The organism is Mesobacillus sp. ABV4_180, from assembly GCF_056158485.1.
This window is the reverse complement of record NZ_JBSWTJ010000001.1, coordinates 3,782,953-3,796,644: the sequence shown is the minus strand read 5'-3', so window position 1 is coordinate 3,796,644 and position 13,692 is coordinate 3,782,953. Positions and strand designations below refer to the sequence as shown.

Annotated in this window: 20 protein-coding genes; 12 read left to right on the top strand and 8 right to left on the bottom strand. The window is 42.6% G+C overall.

Going from position 1 to position 13,692, the window contains the following annotated elements; genetic code table 11:
* Positions 1-20 precede the first annotated feature (20 nt).
* The 3 genes from ACXAEA_RS19390 to ACXAEA_RS19380 all read left to right on the top strand — a co-directional run bounded on the left by ACXAEA_RS19390 (position 21) and on the right by ACXAEA_RS19380 (position 1,827).
* Positions 21-503 (top strand): AAA family ATPase, encoded by a 483-nt coding sequence (locus ACXAEA_RS19390; RefSeq protein WP_475097480.1) that lies wholly within the window; start codon positions 21-23, stop codon positions 501-503.
* 74 nt (positions 504-577) lie between these two features.
* On the top strand, positions 578-1,030 hold the full coding sequence (locus ACXAEA_RS19385; RefSeq protein WP_475097479.1) for an N-acetyltransferase family protein: 453 nt from the start codon (positions 578-580) through the stop codon (positions 1,028-1,030).
* Positions 1,031-1,173: 143 nt separating this feature from the next.
* Positions 1,174-1,827 (top strand): DsbA family oxidoreductase, encoded by a 654-nt coding sequence (locus tag ACXAEA_RS19380; protein WP_475098174.1) that lies wholly within the window; start codon positions 1,174-1,176, stop codon positions 1,825-1,827.
* 96 nt (positions 1,828-1,923) lie between these two features.
* Here the strand turns inward: ACXAEA_RS19380 and ACXAEA_RS19375 are convergent, their stop codons facing one another.
* Positions 1,924-2,550, bottom strand: coding sequence for a nitroreductase family protein (locus ACXAEA_RS19375; RefSeq protein ID WP_475097478.1), 627 nt, complete (start codon positions 2,548-2,550; stop codon positions 1,924-1,926).
* Between the two features lie 198 nt (positions 2,551-2,748).
* On the opposite strand from ACXAEA_RS19375, the gene ACXAEA_RS19370 reads away from it, so the two are divergent.
* The gene (locus ACXAEA_RS19370) at positions 2,749-3,309 is read left to right on the top strand and encodes a sugar O-acetyltransferase (protein WP_475097477.1); all 561 of its coding nucleotides are present in this window, start codon (positions 2,749-2,751) and stop codon (positions 3,307-3,309) included.
* A 32-nt stretch (positions 3,310-3,341) separates the two neighbouring features.
* Here ACXAEA_RS19370 and ACXAEA_RS19365 read toward each other — a convergent pair whose 3' ends face one another.
* The 3 genes from ACXAEA_RS19365 to ACXAEA_RS19355 all read right to left on the bottom strand — a co-directional run bounded on the left by ACXAEA_RS19365 (position 3,342) and on the right by ACXAEA_RS19355 (position 5,825).
* Positions 3,342-4,058, bottom strand: a complete 717-nt coding sequence (locus tag ACXAEA_RS19365; protein WP_475097476.1) for a DUF3784 domain-containing protein — start codon at positions 4,056-4,058, stop codon at positions 3,342-3,344.
* A 138-nt stretch (positions 4,059-4,196) separates the two neighbouring features.
* Entirely contained in the window at positions 4,197-4,475 is a 279-nt protein-coding gene (locus ACXAEA_RS19360) for a hypothetical protein (RefSeq protein WP_475097475.1), read from the bottom strand.
* 144 nt (positions 4,476-4,619) lie between these two features.
* On the bottom strand, positions 4,620-5,825 hold the full coding sequence (locus ACXAEA_RS19355; protein ID WP_475097474.1) for an MFS transporter: 1,206 nt from the start codon (positions 5,823-5,825) through the stop codon (positions 4,620-4,622).
* Positions 5,826-6,111: 286 nt separating this feature from the next.
* On the opposite strand from ACXAEA_RS19355, the gene ACXAEA_RS19350 reads away from it, so the two are divergent.
* From ACXAEA_RS19350 to ACXAEA_RS19340, 3 genes are all read left to right on the top strand, one after another.
* Positions 6,112-6,744, top strand: coding sequence for a cell wall hydrolase (locus ACXAEA_RS19350; protein ID WP_475098173.1), 633 nt, complete (start codon positions 6,112-6,114; stop codon positions 6,742-6,744).
* A gap of 105 nt (positions 6,745-6,849) precedes the next feature.
* Positions 6,850-6,978: a hypothetical protein gene (locus tag ACXAEA_RS19345; protein WP_475097473.1), complete on the top strand. Its 129-nt coding sequence runs from the start codon at positions 6,850-6,852 to the stop codon at positions 6,976-6,978.
* 21 nt (positions 6,979-6,999) lie between these two features.
* The gene (locus ACXAEA_RS19340; protein ID WP_475097472.1) at positions 7,000-7,518 is read left to right on the top strand and encodes a GNAT family N-acetyltransferase; all 519 of its coding nucleotides are present in this window, start codon (positions 7,000-7,002) and stop codon (positions 7,516-7,518) included.
* Between the two features lie 47 nt (positions 7,519-7,565).
* Here ACXAEA_RS19340 and ACXAEA_RS19335 read toward each other — a convergent pair whose 3' ends face one another.
* From ACXAEA_RS19335 to ACXAEA_RS19320, 4 genes are all read right to left on the bottom strand, one after another.
* On the bottom strand, positions 7,566-7,853 hold the full coding sequence (locus tag ACXAEA_RS19335) for a hypothetical protein (protein WP_475097471.1): 288 nt from the start codon (positions 7,851-7,853) through the stop codon (positions 7,566-7,568).
* Positions 7,854-7,859: 6 nt separating this feature from the next.
* Complete coding sequence (locus tag ACXAEA_RS19330) at positions 7,860-8,237, bottom strand: SHOCT-like domain-containing protein (RefSeq protein ID WP_475097470.1); 378 nt, start codon at positions 8,235-8,237, stop codon at positions 7,860-7,862.
* 11 nt (positions 8,238-8,248) lie between these two features.
* Positions 8,249-8,614, bottom strand: coding sequence for a DUF2089 family protein (locus ACXAEA_RS19325; RefSeq protein ID WP_475097469.1), 366 nt, complete (start codon positions 8,612-8,614; stop codon positions 8,249-8,251).
* A gap of 161 nt (positions 8,615-8,775) precedes the next feature.
* Complete coding sequence (locus ACXAEA_RS19320) at positions 8,776-9,606, bottom strand: glycerophosphodiester phosphodiesterase (RefSeq protein WP_475097468.1); 831 nt, start codon at positions 9,604-9,606, stop codon at positions 8,776-8,778.
* 335 nt (positions 9,607-9,941) lie between these two features.
* Here ACXAEA_RS19320 and ACXAEA_RS19315 point away from each other — a divergent pair, with 335 nt between their 5' ends.
* The 5 genes from ACXAEA_RS19315 to ACXAEA_RS19295 all read left to right on the top strand — a co-directional run bounded on the left by ACXAEA_RS19315 (position 9,942) and on the right by ACXAEA_RS19295 (position 13,657).
* Positions 9,942-10,577, top strand: a complete 636-nt coding sequence (locus ACXAEA_RS19315) for a pyroglutamyl-peptidase I (RefSeq protein WP_475097467.1) — start codon at positions 9,942-9,944, stop codon at positions 10,575-10,577.
* A 30-nt stretch (positions 10,578-10,607) separates the two neighbouring features.
* Entirely contained in the window at positions 10,608-11,324 is a 717-nt protein-coding gene (pxpB, locus tag ACXAEA_RS19310; protein ID WP_475097466.1) for a 5-oxoprolinase subunit PxpB, read from the top strand.
* 5 nt (positions 11,325-11,329) lie between these two features.
* Positions 11,330-12,097: a LamB/YcsF family protein gene (locus tag ACXAEA_RS19305; RefSeq protein ID WP_475097465.1), complete on the top strand. Its 768-nt coding sequence runs from the start codon at positions 11,330-11,332 to the stop codon at positions 12,095-12,097.
* The gene (locus tag ACXAEA_RS19300; RefSeq protein ID WP_475097464.1) at positions 12,094-13,029 is read left to right on the top strand and encodes a 5-oxoprolinase subunit C family protein; all 936 of its coding nucleotides are present in this window, start codon (positions 12,094-12,096) and stop codon (positions 13,027-13,029) included. Before ACXAEA_RS19305 ends, ACXAEA_RS19300 begins: the two co-directional genes overlap by 4 nt.
* A 112-nt stretch (positions 13,030-13,141) precedes the next feature.
* Positions 13,142-13,657: a CBO0543 family protein gene (locus tag ACXAEA_RS19295; RefSeq protein ID WP_475097463.1), complete on the top strand. Its 516-nt coding sequence runs from the start codon at positions 13,142-13,144 to the stop codon at positions 13,655-13,657.
* Positions 13,658-13,692 lie beyond the last annotated feature (35 nt).

Sequence of the window (13,692 nt, the reverse complement as noted above, 5' to 3'; positions counted from 1 at the left end):
TTTCAAAAAGAGAAATTGAAATGAATCCTAAAGGCAAAGTGATGGTATTTATGGAAAAAATGAAGAGACCTAAGAAAATCCATGTCATCGGTTCGGTCGGAAGCGGGAAAACGACCCTGGCGAAACAGCTTTCCCGAAGTCTGGACCTACCACATTATGAGCTGGATAATGTGGTTTGGAAGAGGTTTGCTGCAGGAGATATTAGACGGAGTGCACAAGAAAGGGATGAATGTCTGCAAACAATCCTTGAAGCCACTAACTGGATCATTGAAGGTGTCCACTATGAATGGGTGACGGAAAGCTTTGCGAAGGCGGATATCATCATCTTTTTAGATCCTCCATTCAGGATGAGGAAATACAGGATCTATAAAAGGTTCATTTTTCAAAAACTTGGATTTGAAAAGGCTAATTATAAGCCGACTCTTGCGATGTTCCGGAAGATGTTCGTGTGGAACCGCTACTTTGAGGAAAGAAGCAAAGAGGAAATTCAGGCCATTTTTTAAAGCCTACGAGCAAAAGCTGCTCGTTGTAAAAAATAATAAGGAACTGAAAAAAATATATGAATGGGGACTGGATCATGGCTGAAATCACAATACGTTCTGCTGAAGAAAAGGATATTCCGTTATTGCATGACCTGATGGTTCAATACATCGTTGAATTTTATAAAAGACCCGAGCCTGATAAAAGAGATTTGGACAATTTGATTCGCCACCTGCTGGATCGTCCTGAGTCAGGTTTACAGTTTGTAGCTGAAAAAGAAGGTGAACTAGTTGGCTTTGCTACCTTGTATTTCACTTTCAGCACGCTGCAAGTGAAGCGTGCGGCAATCCTCAATGATTTATTCGTTACTGCTGAGGCAAGAGGTCATAAGGCAGGTGAGCAGCTGTTTGAAAAATGCTTAACACATATCAGGGAACATGGTTTTGCATATATGACGTGGGAAACGGCCAAGGATAATGTTATCGCTCAGGGTCTGTACGATAAAATGGGCGGCAAACAATCTGACTGGCTGGTATATGAAATAGAATAACTCCTTTGATTGTCATAGGGCAGCCAAGCCTTATTTCGTGTAATTTATAAAATTAACACCTATACTATATGGGAATTATCCATCAGGAGGGATTACATATGCATATTGAAATGTGGACGGACTTCGCTTGACCGTTCTGCTATATTGGCAAAAGGCGTCTGGATGACGCTGTTAAACAGATCGAACACCCAATCGAAGTAACCTATCGCTGCTTTGAGCTGGACCCGAACATGGGACGGGATATTAAAGAAAACATATATGAAGCATTAGCGAAGAAATATAGAATGAGCATAGCCCAGGCAAAAGCCAGCACGCAAAACGTGGTTGAAATGGCAAAAGATGCCGGGCTGGATTATCAAATGGATTCGCTTATCTTAACTAACACATTCGATGCCCATCGTCTGACAATGCTTGCAAAAAAGCATGGTTTAATGGCTGAGATGACAGAGCGCATCCTTCGTGCCTATTTTACCGAATCGAAGCATATCGGTGACCACGGAACATTGACAGAACTGGCCGTTGAAGCAGGACTGGACCGAGAAGCAGCTGAAAACATGCTCGCAAGCGATCAAATGGCGGATGAAGTACGTGCTGATGAGCACACTGGCCAGCAGTACGGCATCACCGGTGTCCCATTCTTCCTTATAAATAAAAAATATGCCATTTCGGGTGCACAGCCAACAGACGTGATCGTGCAGGCGTTGAAAAAAATCATTGCCGAGGATGAAATCACCGTTTTGAATAACGATAACGGAATGGTATGCGATGACGATGGCTGTGAAATTCCTGAAAAGTAATACAAAAAAGAACTAGCCTTGATGTGTCACTGAAAGTTGGAATTCACTCCAACTTTCAGTGAAGGTACATCTTGGATTAGTTCTTTTTTTACGATATTAAATGAATTCCACAAGGTCCTCAACGGGAAGGCGAGTTGTATTGTGTGCAGGCACAGCTGCTTTACCGAGCGCAATCAGCACGATTGGCATATAGCGGTCATTGATCTTGAATTTTTCAATGAATTGCTGCTTGTTGAAACCGCCCATTGGTACAGTGTCATAGCCTCTGGCTTTCGCAATCAGCATAAGCTGCATGGATACAAGACCAGAGTCGTAAGCTGCAATGTTAGCTCTTGCTTCAGCTGGTGCCGATGGGTAAAGTTTGTTTGTGTTCTCAATCATCATGTTAGCAGTAGTTTCATCCATATAACCTGCTTCAAATGAGCTGCGGTACACCATTTCGGCATTTTTGTACATTTCCTTGTCAGCAAGGACTGCAATCACAGCTGATGCGGTTTCCGCCTGCTCCTGATTGTTGGCGATTGTTCTTAATTCTTTCTTCGTTTCCTGGTCCTGGATGACGACGAATTTCCATGGCTGCAAATTGCTTGAAGAAGGAGCCAGGGTTGCTTCTTTTAACATATCAAGGATTTCTTCACGGGAAATCTTGAAATCATGTATATATTTTCTGACTGAACGGCGCTCTCGGATGGCCGTAGATAGGCTTGTCTCAGATGAGTTCATGATTTATTCCTCCAAGGATGTAGTTACTTTTAGTAAGCACTAATAAGGTTACTCCTAGTAAGTGTTGAAGTCAAACAAGATGTTCAGGACATAGCGTTCCAAATTATGGTCTGAAAAAGAGCAGGCTTTCAGCATTGCAGTTAGGAAATCTTGTAGAATAGTAATCGAAGAGAAGAAATTTGAAGAGAGGTCTAAAAGATGATGTCAGAAAAACAAAAAATGCTGGCTGGTGAGCTATATAACGCGGCCGACCCTGTATTGGTAAAGGAAAGAGAGCAGGCACGCAGACTGACAAGGCTGTATAATTTAACGGAAGAAACGGCCTATGAGGAACGTTCAAGTCTTATTAAAGAGCTTTTCGGATCAACGGGTGAGCAGTATTTTATCGAACCCAACTTCCGGTGCGATTACGGTTACAACATCCACATTGGTGAGAACTTCTATGCCAATTTTGACTGTGTGATCCTTGATGTTGGTGAAGTGCGAATCGGCAAAAATTGCTTTATGGCACCAGGCGTCCACATCTACACAGCAGGGCATCCAATCCATCCGATGGAGCGGATTGCCGGTCCGGAATTCGGCAAGCCGGTAACAATTGGTGATAATTGCTGGATAGGCGGAAGGGCCGTCATCAATCCAGGGGTTAAGATTGGAAACAATGTCGTTGTTGCATCTGGATCTGTCGTCACAAAAGATGTACCTGACAATGTTATTGTTGGGGGAAATCCAGCCAGAGTTATCAAAAAAATCGAATCATAAACAAGGGGTGCCCGGTTTCCCCGGCACCCTGTTTACTTTGTATGCTTTTCAAGATTGACGAACCATTCCTTCGTTTCATCCGCATTCTTGCTGTTGATAAAAATCTTTTTGCTGTCTGTCTCAATGTATAAATAAGGTGAGGAGCCTTTGTGGATGAAAAGCAAGCTGCTTCCATAATCTTTTACCTTAAATTGTCCCTTAGCCATCTTGGCAAGACCGAACCCGTTTTGTTTCCACGTCACTTCCGGCATTTCTTGCAGCAGCTGTACTTCTTGAATCTCGGAGTATTTCCACTCCTCTCCATACATTCCGGTTATTTCAAAGGAGTCATTGTGTTCTTTCAGTTCGAAATCCTGATATCCCAGATATGTGAGTCCAACTATGAATCCTACAGTTCCTAAAGCGATTGCAGAACTGATGGCCAAGCTTTTCTTTCTTTTAATCTCATATTTTGAAAGATAGATGAGACCACCCAGCATAAATACAATCATGAACCCAAATTGGACTTCCAGGGCATATTCGAAATCTGTAAAACTCAATGGAAGCAAGGCCGCCATACCCGCAGCAGTCCATAGCATCAGCTTCCCAACTCGTTGCGGGTAGCCATTCTCGATTAATTGCTGCTGTTCAATCTTGGATTTTCTGTTGAAATTTGAAATCAGCCAGTACCAGTCTTTTTTAACAATTGCCCACCCAAAGAAAAGGAATAACAGGACAATCAAAATCTGAACACCGATTAAAAATGACACATCATCACCCCTCAGAATAAGTCTGTTCCTTATATACGTGTTTACCAGTAAACAAGATTCAGTTTTTTTATAAAAAGGAGAACGCAGCATTGCCCGAAAAAGCGAGGATGGACCAAAACGGTAAAAGCAGCACCTGACTTAAGATGCTGCCTTGTTCTTTTTCTTATCAAATATATCCATAATGATTGCAACTGAGAAGGTAATACCGCTAAAAATCAATATGCCTGTACTTACCACAGCGGTCATCAGCCCGCCATAGCCGAGCATGATAGCGAACCAGCCTGAACAGCCGAAAATAAGGAAGAGCACCGCCGTGTAGTATTTTAGTTTTTTTAGGCGAGGGTAATGAATATTGATGGCGTAGAAACCTAAAGAGATAAAAAATATAAAGACAACAAAAATGAAGATTGGATCCACGCACTTCCGCTCCTTTTCTCCTATTATTTTTACTGAACCATAGCCAATCTGTTAATCAAACGTTTAATTAATAGAACATCAACTATTGTCCTCATAAGCTTATCTAACAATAAAAGCTGCCAGCAGGCAGCTTTTATTTGGCAATCAGCTTGCGTTTTGCTCCGTTTCCAAGAGGGCCCGCAAATTTCGGGACCTCAAGAAAAAGAGGGCTGTCATGATGATTGACAAAGTTCCGAACATGACGCTCATATTCTGAAGACCGACTGCGTCGAGCAGGAATCCGGTCATCAGGAGTACTACCTGGAAGAAGACGCGGTCCATCATGTTCCGGAAAGAGAAGAAGCGGCCATGAAATTCCTTAGGGACCCTTGTTTGGAAAATCGTTGCTGCTGTTGGGAAGAAGCAGCCGACTGAAAATCCAAATAACAGGAAAGCGATAATCGTCAGCTCAGCCAGATTTGCAAAATAGAGCAGAAATTGAGAGAAGCCAATCAGCGCTGAGCTTGCAAACAAGATCTTATAAGGTGAAAATTTATAACTGATTCTTTTGATTAAAAATGCCCCGCTCATGAATGCGACCCCTTCGGCAGTGTAAATCCAGCCTTTAATGGCAGAACTGTCCTGAAGCTCACTGATATTGATGACTACAAGGTTGAAGCCGCCCAGGAAAATAAGCGGAATCAAAGTCAAAATCAAGGTCATCATCACAATCGGCAATTTGGTGATAACAGGGAAAACGTCCTTAAAACCTTGTTTCTGATCACCTTTCCTGGCTGATGGTGCTTTTTTGTTCTCGTCAATCTGTAAAAAGAACGTCAGCCCAAACAAAATGAAGTAAGCAGCCATCGACAGGATATACACGGTATCTAGTGGTATGGAAACCAGAAGAATTCCAGCTGCTGCCGTGCCGATTATCCTGGACAGCGTGGACACATTCATATGAACGCCATTGAGCTGCAATAAATCCTTGTCGTTGACAACAAGCGGAATCGCTGCCTGGAGTGCCGGAAAGTAGAACGCTGCAGATATTTGCAGCAGCACAAGGAAGACAAGCATCCACCAAACGGATCCAGTATGGATGGCGATCAGCATAAAAATAACGCTAACAGCACGGACGAAACCGGAAATAAGCATAACTGCTTTCTTGCTGTATTGGTCAGTCAATCTGCCCGCCATCGGTCCTACTGCAATCCCAGCCAGCAAACCAGCCGCAAGAAGCAGCGATTTTAAAAAGTCTGAAGGAATCTTTTCCTGCAAAAACTCCAGGTTCCCAATGATCCCAAGCCAAAGGCCTAGCCCGGCAATGAACTCACCGGTCAATAGAATCCATATATTTTTATTTCTCCTCATAAATATGCCTCTCGGTTTCTTAGTTTTTATTCTTATCTTCAATTATCGGATAATTATAAACTTTCGTAAAGCTAAATATTTTTATAAAAGCATTCTTATAAACGAATCTTGATAAGGAAAAGATATGCGTCTATGAAATTTATACCATTCTAAAAAACATTTTCCATTCTTTTGGCCGAGTTTTTCAGATGATTATTAGGGAAATTGCTTAAGGAAAAGAGGGGAGGGAGGTGTAAATGGTAAATCATTGTCAGCATCCATACATACTAAGTTAAAAAGAAATGGAGTGGAGATTTTGAAAAAGTACATAAAAACCATGGCTGCAGCGGGAGTGCTAGTTGCTGGACTCTCTTTATCACAACCAGAAGCACAGGCAGCAAATATGGTGGGAATGGGATCTGCTGGTTCAGATGTTACATACGTTCAGTCTGTTTTAAAAAAGCTAGGATATTTCAACACAGAGACAACAGGTTACTTCGGGCAAATGACTACTGATGCGGTTCGTCAATTCCAAAGGGAATTCGGCCTTGAAACAACTGGTGAAGTCGGTCCGAAAACAGCAAAATTAATTAATGATATCGAAACCATGGCTCATGTTGTTTACGGCGAATCCAGGGGAGAAAGTTACCAAGGACAGGTTGCAGTTGCAGCGGTTATTTTAAACCGGGTCGAATCAAATGATTTTCCAGATACGGTTAATGATGTGATTTTTCAAAGAAACGCCTTTACAGCGGTCTATGACGGCCAGTATGATCTGCAGCCCAACTATATCGCTTACCATGCCGTGAAGGATGCGTTACTCGGCTGGGATCCGTCCTACGGTTCCGTCTATTATTACAATCCAAAGATTGCGACTAACCAATGGATTTTCACCAGGACTGTAACGAAGCAAATTGGCAATCATTATTTTGCCTATTAGTATGAAAGCACCGATTCATCAGCTGAATCGGTGCTTTTACATTTTACAGGGAAAAAAGGACAAACTATCCATAATCATCATAACAAGGAGATGAGGGTTAACTGTATGAAAAAAGATAAGAAGGACTTTAAATTAAGCTATGAATCTGATGGGAAAATGGATAAAAACCAACTAGAAGGCAAAAAAAAGGACAAAAGCGCCAACTTTTTTAACATAACGCCTGACAGCGAATAAGGACATTAAAGGAGCAAGAAAATGGGAGAAGAACAGATTGTGCGGGCAACCGAGGATGATTTGCCTGTCATTGGAGAGATGTTTGCAGATTGTAAAGAGTATCTTGAAACGAGAGGCATTCTGCAATGGGATGAAAAATACCCAAATCATAAGTATTTTGAAAATGCGATGCAGGGTGAAGAATTATTTATTTTAAAAAAGGGCGATAGCACGATGGGGGTAATGGTGCTCGATGAATGGCAGGCTCCTGAATGGGAGAACGCGAATTGGTCGAATACTGGTGGGAAACCGCTGATCCTCCATTCATTTTGTGTGGACCCTTCTGCCCAGGGAGGCGGATATGGCAGCCAGATGCTCCAGTTTGCAGAGGACTTCGCGGAGGACCAAGGATATAGTGCGATCCGGCTTGATACATATTCAGGCAACGAGGCAGCTGTAGGCTTTTATGAAAAAAGGGACTACAGGATAACAGGTAAAGTCATGATGAACGGCAAGCCTGAGGGACATGAATTATATGTTTGCTTTGAGAAGCTTTTCTAAGATGAAAAAACCCTGTCTTCCATGGAAAAGGAGGCAGGGTTTTCATATTAGAGTTTTATCATGACTTCTGTGCCATCATGCAATTTAACATCAACAAGCACGGTTCCTTTGTGCTTGCCAAGTTCGCCGATGATTTCATTCATCAGTTGTTTGTTCAAAATAACATTGAATAGCTCTGCAGGAATAGTATGTTCAGTGTCGTGATTCACCCATTTGTGCAGCTGGTTGTGGAATCTTTTGGATGAAAGCAGGGAGCTGGCAGCTCTTAGGATTGTGTAAGGGACTGGGAGGGAAAAGCCGATCTTATTGGTCGTCTTGACTTTTAATTTCATCATCCGAGTTTACTCGATTGTGACTTTAACGGTATCGCCGTTGGCCGATTGTATGTCAACGATATTGCCATCGAGTTCATTTTCTATTGCATCGACGAGCAGGTTGATATCGATATCCTTAACGTATTGCTGAGACTGAGGGATACCAGCCGCGATGCTGTGTCCAGTTTTCAGGAGCGCTTTTACCAGCTTAATTGGCACATTGACGTTCACATTGTCATTTTCACTAGACACAACCCGAATTTTTAACGTCTTATCCAAGTATGGCTTTTTAGCTGGTGTGGGTGCATCTTTTTCTTTCAGTACTGCAATCAGCTCGGCACCTTTCTCCGAATCGATTTTTCCTTCCTGGACCATTGTTAAAATCTTTGAGATTTCTTCACTCATCACAAATCCTCCTATTCGCCTTTTAAAAGTTTGATTGCTTCTTCAGGAGAAATTTCGCCTTTCTCCAACATCAAAACGATTTTCTTTTCATCCAGTTCATTTTTCTTTTGAGTATCATATCCAAGAGCAGTAATGATGTCGTTAAGCTTCCCGCGGACGGTTGGGTAGGAAATTCCAAGTTCCTTTTCGACTTCCTTAATATTCCCTCGGGAAACAAGGAAGATTTCGACGAACTGGAGTTGTTCTTTTGATAATGACGCAAGCTTTGACAGCTCGAATTCATTTTCAATGGTCGTCTCACAGTGATTGCATTTTAGCTTGGTAATTTTCAGTGTTTGACTGCAAACAGGACAATTTGTTAATACAGGATATGCCATGACTGCCTCCTTCCTGGTATTTAAATTTATATTAAATGAATGAATTAAAAATGTAAATATTTTTAATGGTAAAAATTAAAAAAGTTAATTTTTTGTTTTAATAATTAAAAAAAGGAATAAAAAAACTGCCCCAATACTTTGAGGCAGGCTGTCTGTCTGAATTAATTGCGCGGATCTACATAATCCGGATAGTCTGTAATAATGCCATCTACCTTCATATCAATCAGGAACTGAGCTGCTTCCGGGCTTCGTACCGTCCAGGACTGGATTTCCATGCCGAGATTGTGAACCTTATCGACCAGTTCCTTTGAAACCAGGCCATAGCTAGGGTTAAAATAATCAGCATATGTCGCGAACTGCTGAAGGGCCGCATCGGTTACATGAAGTCTTGAAGATGTCAAAACACCAATCGGAACATCTGGGAGAAGAGTATTCATTTTCTCCATTGAAGCAAAGTTAAAAGATTGGAGGATGATTTTTTCATTCTGCGGCTTATCAAGATTACGCTCCTTCAATTCTGCAGCAACGGCTTCCTCTATGCCTGGATACAGCTCGGGCGCCTTCAATTCTATTAGAACACCGATTTTTCCATGATAGCGGTCAAGAATTTCTTCGAAGGTAGGAATCTTTTCGCCAGCGAATTGTTCGCCCTTGAAGCTCCCTGCGTCAAGGCTTCGCAGCTCCTCCAGTGTCAGGTCACCCACTCGGCCAGTACCATCTGTTGTCCTGTCTACAGTGGTGTCATGGATGACGACCAACTTGCCATCCTTGCTGCGCTGGACATCGATTTCAATGTAATCCGCCTTCATTTCGAGTCCTTTGTCAAAAGCAGCAATCGTGTTTTCCGGAGCATAGCCAGCAGCACCGCGGTGCGCTACAGTATCAAACTGCCTCAGTTCTCCAGTTGTTGTTGGCTCAGCTGCAAATGCCTGTTGGAATGGACTAAGCATAAGGGTTAGGGCAAAACCTGTTCCGATTAAAGTCTTTTTCATTTCTCCATCTCCTCTGCATGAATGATCTAACAATGCTAGATTAAAGGAGGAATATTTAGCGTCTATTTCATTTATGTATAGAGTGAGTAATGGATTTTTAAAATTATGCAGTTATATTTTCGCAGTTTTATTTACATTATAGATATGTCAATTTTCCCAGCCTTATATTCACCCAATTCCTCATCAGTCGCTTTCCCGTATTCTAATTCCACATATTCATCTAATTTATTGTGTAAATGTTAGAACTAAATGAAATTTTAACGGTATATATCCATAGTTAACTATAGTAAAATTTTTATAATCAAATACGTGAAAATAGAAACGAGGACTGGTAAATGAAAATCCTAATCTCCGGCTTTGGGCCATTTGGGAAGATGAGCATCAATCCTACAGAAGAATTATTAAAGGAGGCGGAAAAGTTTGAGATTGAGCATGCGGAAATCTCGACAGTTTTGCTGCCTGTTCATTATGACGAATGCGCGGAGGAACTGATTGCAAAAATGAATGAAGTGCAGCCGGATGTGGTCATTTCCTGCGGACTGGCGGCTGGCAGGACGGCCATCACTCCTGAACGGATTGGCATAAATAGTAAGGATACAGGTTCTGGGGATCCTTATCCTGATAATAAAGGCAATGTTCCTGTTGATGAAGCAATCGACGAGAAGGGACCGGATGGATTATTTTCCACACTTCCCAACAGGCTGATCGAGAGAAATCTGAAAGCGCAGCACATACCTTCCGCGATTTCAAATAGTGCCGGTACATTCATTTGCAATAACACACTTTATGCTGTTTTGAATCATATCAGAAAAAATGAATTGCCAATCAAGGCTGGGTTCATCCATTTCCCTGCGTCTACCGAAATGTCGGCCCGCAATCCTGGGTTGCCATCCTTGCCTCAGGAAATGATGGCCAGGGCATTGAAGGTGATCGTTGAAACGTGTGTTGAGGCTGAAGTCTACAATAAATAATTTTGCGGTTTTTCTAAAAAGGAGAAATAGATGGAATTTGAAATCTTGCCGCTTGGTGATCTGGCTGTCCGTGTGTCGTTTGGCAATAAGATTGATGAAAAGACAAACCAGCAGCTGCGCCTGTTTAAGAACGAGCTGGAGAAAGCAAAAATCAAAGGCATTGTTGAATCGGTGCCTGCCTATTCATCTTTAACCATTTATTATGAACCTGACATCTTATCCTATGAATCTCTGAAAAAGGAACTCTATAAGCTCAGGTTAACACCTGGGCGATTTCAGCAATGCAGGTCCATTGTCTATGAAATCCCGGTCTGTTACGGAGGAGAGTTGGGACAGGATTTAGCGTTTGTCGCAGAGTATCATGGCTTGAGTGAGCAGGAAGTCATCGATCTTCATGCGAGTCAAGAATACCTCATCTATATGATGGGGTTCATGCCTGGATTCCCTTATCTTGGAGGCCTGCCCGAAAATCTGGCTGTGCCAAGGCTTGAGAAGCCGAGACAGAATGTGATGCCGGGGGCAGTCGGGATTGGCGGAAGCCAGACAGGAATTTATCCCGCTGATGTTCCTTCCGGATGGAGAATTATCGGCACAACTCCTGTAATCTTGTTTTCGCAGAATAAGGAAAAACCTTTTCTGCTCAATTCAGGTCATTACACAAAGTTTGTGCCAATCGATGAGAAGCAATTTGTGAGGATAAAACAATTAGGCGAAGCCTATGAGGTAAAGACCTACCAAAAGGAGTGAGGTAAGTGTTATCGGTTGACCTGAACTGTGATTTAGGTGAAAGCTACGGCTTGTACAAAATTGGCAATGACCAGGAAGTATTAAAGCACATCACTTCCGCAAATATTGCATGCGGCTACCATGCCGGTGACCATAATGTCATGATGGAAACAGTGAAAATGGCAAAAGCATATGGAGTGAAGATTGGTGCCCATCCTGGTTTTCCTGACTTGCACGGCTTCGGCAGGAGAGAAATCAAAATGAGTGTCGAAGAGGTTTACAATTTGACTGTGTATCAAATTGGTGCACTTGCGGCAGTTACGAAAGCTTGCGGCACGAGAGTCGTTCATGTGAAACCTCATGGGGCGTTGTACAATATGGCTGCAAAAGATAAAAGAATTGCCGATGCCGTTGCCCAGGCAGTGGCCGATGTTGATGCGAACCTGGTTTTATTCGGACTGGCAGGCAGCTTCCTCGTAAAAGCAGGAGAGGAAAGAGGCTTACGGGTTGCAAATGAAGTTTTTGCTGACCGGAATTATCAGCCAGATGGTATGCTGACACAGCGCTCCGATGCGAATGCGATGATCCATGATCCAGAGTCAGCAATCATGAGAGTGATGCAAATGGTTCGGGAAGGAAGAGTACTAGCAGCTGACGGAACCGAACTTCAAATCAAGGCGGATACCATCTGCATCCACGGCGACGAACCGCATGCCGTTCATTTCGCAGTGAAATTGAAAGAGGCTTTAGCAGAGGAAGGAATTTCTGTCGGTAAGAGCTGGGATGCCAAATGACTATTCCTCTTTTCAAAGTCCTCAAGCAAGGTTTGCAGACGACTGTCCAGGATTTAGGAAGGAATGGCTTTCAGCAATATGGCATCAGTCCATCAGGAGCAATGGATCCCTATTCAATGCAGTTTGCAAATATTCTTGTGGGCAATCCCCTTAACGAAGCAGTGCTCGAAGCCGCGATGCCCGGCCCCAGTCTTGAAGCATTGCATGATGTATCAATTGCGATTTGCGGCGGTGATCTGCAGCCGATGGTGAATAAGAAGGAAGTTCGGATGTGGAAAAGCATTGTCTTAAAAAAAGGAGACATCCTGTCATTCGGCAAAGTGAAGAGCGGAGCAAGAGCGTACATCAGCTTTGCCGGAGGAATCGACGTCCCGCTTGTTTTAGGCAGCAAGTCCACTTTCATCAATGGGAAGCTTGGCGGATTTAAAGGGCGGGCATTGGAAGCAGGGGATCTTTTATATGGAAAGCCATTTGTCCGGAAAAAACGCTTTTTACATATAGACTTCATTCCTGAATACAAAAAGCAGCTTGAAATACGAGTAATCCTCGGTCCTCACCTGGATAAATTCCCACAAAGGGCGATCGAGCGATTTTTATCAAGCGACTACACAATTTCAGCCCAGTCAAATAGAATGGGATATCGACTGGAAGGTCCCGAGCTCGGCCACATCGGCGGAGCGGATATCATTTCTGATGCCATCCCGCTTGGAGGAATCCAGGTGCCGTCAAACGGCCAGCCGATTATATTGATGTCAGACCGGCAGACGACCGGCGGATACGCCCGGATTGCCACCGTTATTTCTGTCGATATTCCCCTGCTAGCCCAGGCGATGACGGGAACAAAAATCCGCTTTAAAGAAATCACTATAGAAGAAGCGCAAAAACATTACCAGAGGCAAAAAACAATATTTAAGTTCCTGTCTATTAGTTAACTATACTTGTATGAGACCTGACCTAATGGGATTCAGGTCCTCTTTATTTTAGTATAAAAACTACTCTGTAGGTAATAACTGGTAAAGTTAATATATACGGGGAGAGAGTAATATGTATTTAATATTGGTCATAGCAGTCTGGATTTATTTCGGCTATAAATTTGTCGATTGGTCCCAATGGAAAAAACAATATCCAACCATCCTATTTTTCATGATGGTAAACTTGCTCTATAATACGCTTTATTATAATCACACCTTATGGGCATTTCGCGGTATAACAGCTGAATGGCTGAACCACTCGATTATCAATATCGCGTTCACATTTTTCATCTGTCCGGTTGGATTGATGATTTATTTGCAGCGTTTTCCGTCAACAAGAAGAAATCAGCTGATCTATATAGGTACTTGGGTTGCTTTCTATACGATCATTGAGGCTTTATTCGCTCACAGGGGAATGTATGTATACGACAATGGCTGGAACAGCTGGCACAACATTTGGCTAAATTTGATTTTGTTTGTGGTTATATGGATTCATTATCAGAAACCGGTTATTGCGTGGATCATCTCCATCCCGCTCGCAGCTATTTTCTATTTATTTTTTCCGTTTCCGCTGGACAGCCTAAAGTAAAAGAGGTGGCTTAATTTGTTGATACAGAATGTATT

Excerpts from the sequence above, each read along its gene's own strand:
- ACXAEA_RS19390 (WP_475097480.1), top strand. The coding sequence starts at position 21 with ATGAATCCTAAAGGCAAAGTGATGGTATTTATGGAAAAAATGAAGAGA.
- ACXAEA_RS19295 (WP_475097463.1), top strand. The coding sequence starts at position 13,142 with ATGTATTTAATATTGGTCATAGCAGTCTGGATTTATTTCGGCTATAAA.
- ACXAEA_RS19335 (WP_475097471.1), bottom strand. The coding sequence starts at position 7,853 with ATGATGAAATTAAAAGTCAAGACGACCAATAAGATCGGCTTTTCCCTC.
- ACXAEA_RS19385 (WP_475097479.1), top strand. The coding sequence starts at position 578 with ATGGCTGAAATCACAATACGTTCTGCTGAAGAAAAGGATATTCCGTTA.
- ACXAEA_RS19315 (WP_475097467.1), top strand. The coding sequence starts at position 9,942 with ATGAAAATCCTAATCTCCGGCTTTGGGCCATTTGGGAAGATGAGCATC.
- ACXAEA_RS19375 (WP_475097478.1), bottom strand. The coding sequence starts at position 2,550 with ATGAACTCATCTGAGACAAGCCTATCTACGGCCATCCGAGAGCGCCGT.
- ACXAEA_RS19370 (WP_475097477.1), top strand. The coding sequence starts at position 2,749 with ATGATGTCAGAAAAACAAAAAATGCTGGCTGGTGAGCTATATAACGCG.
- ACXAEA_RS19325 (WP_475097469.1), bottom strand. The coding sequence starts at position 8,614 with ATGGCATATCCTGTATTAACAAATTGTCCTGTTTGCAGTCAAACACTG.
- pxpB (WP_475097466.1), top strand. The coding sequence starts at position 10,608 with ATGGAATTTGAAATCTTGCCGCTTGGTGATCTGGCTGTCCGTGTGTCG.
- ACXAEA_RS19340 (WP_475097472.1), top strand. The coding sequence starts at position 7,000 with ATGGGAGAAGAACAGATTGTGCGGGCAACCGAGGATGATTTGCCTGTC.
- ACXAEA_RS19300 (WP_475097464.1), top strand. The coding sequence starts at position 12,094 with ATGACTATTCCTCTTTTCAAAGTCCTCAAGCAAGGTTTGCAGACGACT.
- ACXAEA_RS19320 (WP_475097468.1), bottom strand. The coding sequence starts at position 9,606 with ATGAAAAAGACTTTAATCGGAACAGGTTTTGCCCTAACCCTTATGCTT.
- ACXAEA_RS19355 (WP_475097474.1), bottom strand. The coding sequence starts at position 5,825 with ATGAGGAGAAATAAAAATATATGGATTCTATTGACCGGTGAGTTCATT.
- ACXAEA_RS19330 (WP_475097470.1), bottom strand. The coding sequence starts at position 8,237 with ATGAGTGAAGAAATCTCAAAGATTTTAACAATGGTCCAGGAAGGAAAA.
- ACXAEA_RS19345 (WP_475097473.1), top strand. The coding sequence starts at position 6,850 with ATGAAAAAAGATAAGAAGGACTTTAAATTAAGCTATGAATCTGATGGG.